Annotated in this window: 3 protein-coding genes; all 3 read right to left on the reverse strand. The window is 31.0% G+C overall.

Annotated elements, in window-relative coordinates; all coding sequences use genetic code 11:
• Positions 1-152 precede the first annotated feature (152 nt).
• Complete coding sequence (gene cas2 / locus B4E95_RS05135) at positions 153-491, reverse strand: CRISPR-associated endonuclease Cas2 (RefSeq protein ID WP_019976178.1); 339 nt, start codon at positions 489-491, stop codon at positions 153-155.
• Positions 488-1,378: a type II CRISPR-associated endonuclease Cas1 gene (gene cas1 / locus B4E95_RS05140; protein WP_291090467.1), complete on the reverse strand. Its 891-nt coding sequence runs from the start codon at positions 1,376-1,378 to the stop codon at positions 488-490. The genes cas2 and cas1 overlap by 4 nt, the downstream gene beginning before the upstream one ends.
• Positions 1,379-1,390: 12 nt before the next feature.
• Positions 1,391-3,568: type II CRISPR RNA-guided endonuclease Cas9 (gene cas9, locus B4E95_RS05145; RefSeq protein WP_291090470.1), on the reverse strand; the 2,178-nt coding region annotated here is incomplete at its 5' end.

The raw sequence follows: 3,568 nt of genomic DNA on the forward strand, positions 1-3,568 counted from the left end.
GTTGTGAGTTCCTTTCACTTTTAGTAATTTTACGTAAGTAATTACAACCTCATTTTAAAATCCTTTATATAAAAGGGTTTGAGAAGAAATTTAGAAATGAGAAAAAAGTAAAATCCGATAGAAGTTGAGTTTTCTATCGGATTTTTTTATTCCTAAAATAATTCTAATTGTTGTGGACCTGTTGGTAAATCGGTTTCTTTTTTGGAAAAAAATATCTCCATTTGTCCAAATTGTTTATCAGTAATACAAATAATTCCAACTTTACCAAATTCTGGCAATTTAGATTTTGTTCGTCTTATATGTACCTCAGCATTTTCTTTGCTTGGACAATGTCTCAAATAAATCGAGAACTGAAACATAGTAAATCCATCGTCTATCAACTCTTTTCTAAAACGAGTAGCTTGACTTCTTTGCTTTTTTGTTTCCGTTGGTAAATCAAATAAAACTAAAACCCACATAATACGATAAGCATTATAACGACTAAAACTCATGTCATTTCAGGAAAACGAATCACACGCTGCTCCCCTATCATACACTTATATAAAGAACTTGTTGTAGAGCTTATCGCTACCAACAAAGGTCTTTTCAAACCATCTATTTTCACATCTTTTGTTGCTATTTGTAATAAATGTGCTTTCGCTTCCTTACTCATTTCAGTCGGTCGAAAAGGCTTATTCATCCATTCTAAGACCAATTCATCAACATAAGGACGATAAGGCTCCATTATATCGTCAGCCAAACAATAGGGATTGTATTTATTACGATGAAAAATACCAATTGTAGGATTTAATCCAGAACTCACTAAAGCTCTTGCAACCATACTTCGAAGAATAGCATATCCAAAATTCAGAAAATTATTAGGAGCATCACCATTTCGTTCTCGCGTAAAATTGTCAAATAACTGTTTCCAATAATATTGCGCAGCAATTCCTTCCATATTCGTGGAATCTCCCGATTTTACATTCGTTAAATAATTCTGCATTGGCTCCTCTACAAAACCAAACTTACTCAACAATGCTTTCTGTTGATAAATTTTAGCTTCTATCGTTTGTTTCCACAACTGTTTACGCAATGGTTCCGAAACGTTAATTTGATGTTTCAATCGCTCACTATGCTCCACATGACCATTCATTGGTAACATCAACCCTAAAGGCATATGACTATCGTCGCAACTAATTATCGCCACATTATTTTGTTGTAACATCACTATAAGTTGATGACTTAGGGTAATTTGATAATGATCCAACACCAAAAATCCTAAATCTTCAATAGGTATAGAGCCTTTGATTTCTTTGGTTGTCGCATCTTCTATTTTTAGCTGATTATCTTTCAACTTTAAATAAGAAGGGTTGCCAATGTAAATGGTACGTTTTAGCATATGTTTACATTTTTAATATTCTCCAATATGAATAATTTCTCCCAAATGATTTGTACGTACTTTAATAATATCTTTCAAATTATTTGAAGATTGAATTACCTTAAAAGTTACTCCTTTTAATTTATTATTAGAATCAACTGTTGTTTCCAAATGATGTCTAAACCAAAAGCCTGATAATAATGAACCGAATTTCTGCACTCTAAATAAATGTTTACTTATCAAAGTCTGATTTTTCCTATCAAATAAATCAATTTCATTTGGATTAAAATCTTCTGATGGAAAAACAAACATTTCGTTTTGCTTCATTGTAAATTTAAATGTCCAACTTAAGTGATTATTATAGCCTTTATCTACTATTGGTAAACCTTGATTTACACGAGCAACAGCTTCATAAAATGAAACTACTTTTTCTTGAAGATTTCCTTTTTCATCTTCGTAAATAGCAACATGATGATTGTTTCCTGTATTAACAAAGTCAACTGGAATTTGATTTCCATCTTCATCAAAAATATCATTTCCTAAATGATCCTTTTTAACATGTAATGCTTCAGCATTTTTAACTCCTGATATCGTTACGCGTTTAATTGCGATTCCTTTTTCTTCGTTCAACCAAATTGGATTTTGATCTAAATCAGAAAAAGCCTTTTTTGGATCTCTTTTAAATTGATCTAATCGAGTTTGTAAAATTCGTTTTACACCTTCGTCAATCACTTTATCAATTTTTAAATCTGGTCCAATATCTTTTCGTATCGTATAATCATCTTCCAACCACATTAACTTTACTTTTTCAGGCAATGTTGTTCCGTCTTTTAGTAAAATTGGATTTTTTGACAACGCATTTTTACCTGTAAAAGCTTTTTTAGAATCATTTCCATTTTCGGCCAAACGTTGTAATAAAAGAGATTTATATTGTGGATTCGAAACCATAGCAATTGTAGCTTCATCAAATTTGGCTGAAACTTTTTCTTCTTTAAATGCATATTGTTTTATTTTTCCATATACAGTTTCTTTATGCATTTGTCCTCGGGGTGTTAAAGCAATCTGAACTTTATCGCTTCCTTTTATCTTGTTGATATTTCGAGTTACTACTTTATTTTTGGCTTTATGCGATACCAAAACAGCTTCTAAATGTTGCTTTGCCAGTTGTCTGAAATTTGGAATAGGTTCATTGAAAACGCGTTTATAGTTTCCTTTTCCATCATTTATTTTATGTGTTTCTTTTTCTTCAATTCCTAAAGCATCTTTACTCGAAATTCTTAAACTATTCGTATCAATTGATTTTTTATTATTTGAATTTGAAATACCATCATATTCATCATGTCTACGCGAATTCAAATTGTTTAAATACTGAATAAAACTACGTTTAGTAAAAGCTACTGTTAAAGCATCCATGGCATGATGACGATGATCATTACGTTTTGTCCAATCTTTGATGACTTCTTTCGGCTTACCATCTTTTGTTGTTTGCATTTCTGTCAAACCTGCCAAACGGTATTTTTCCAAATTCAATTCTTTCATCACATTGACCAAATCCCAATCGTCACGCAAACGATCTGTAACTGAACCAGAAGTTGAAAGCACCGATTTAGTAATTTGAAACAAGATTTCTTTCGCTTTTTTAGCAATATATTGTGAATCACGTAAATCTCTTTGAATAAAACCTTCGCCAATTTCAGAACCTTTCATTGTTAGTTTCTTGTATTTAGCTTTTGAAATTCCCTCATCATTTAAATCAAACAAAGCTTTTGAACGTATCAAAAATTCATTTAATTTATCTTGTCCAAAGGCATCAAAAATATAATCGTAAGCCGTTTTATTTCCTTTATCTAAATTGATTTGACGAGGAACTAAAGTTTTATTGGAAAAACTATCATCAAACAAACGTGATTGCGGAATAATATGCTCTATATCATATTTTTTCGTAAAAACATCTTTACGTTCGATATATTGATTGGTGTACAAATCTTTGTAACCATTATTTTTTAGTTCTTGATATAACTTATACCGAATAATATCATTGCGCGTTGGAAATTTAATTCCATCTTCGACTTGAAGAATATTAATAATTTTCTCGTGTTCAATTTTTCCTGCATTCATAGCTTTGGTCATTTCCTCACGTTCTTTTGCATTCTTCTTAAGTTCACGTGCTAACTCAATACGGATTTCATCAAATTGAAAATTTCTTGTCCT

This window comes from Empedobacter sp. UBA7494 (genome assembly GCF_002478465.1).
Taxonomy (GTDB): Bacteria; Bacteroidota; Bacteroidia; order Flavobacteriales; family Weeksellaceae; genus Empedobacter; species Empedobacter falsenii_B.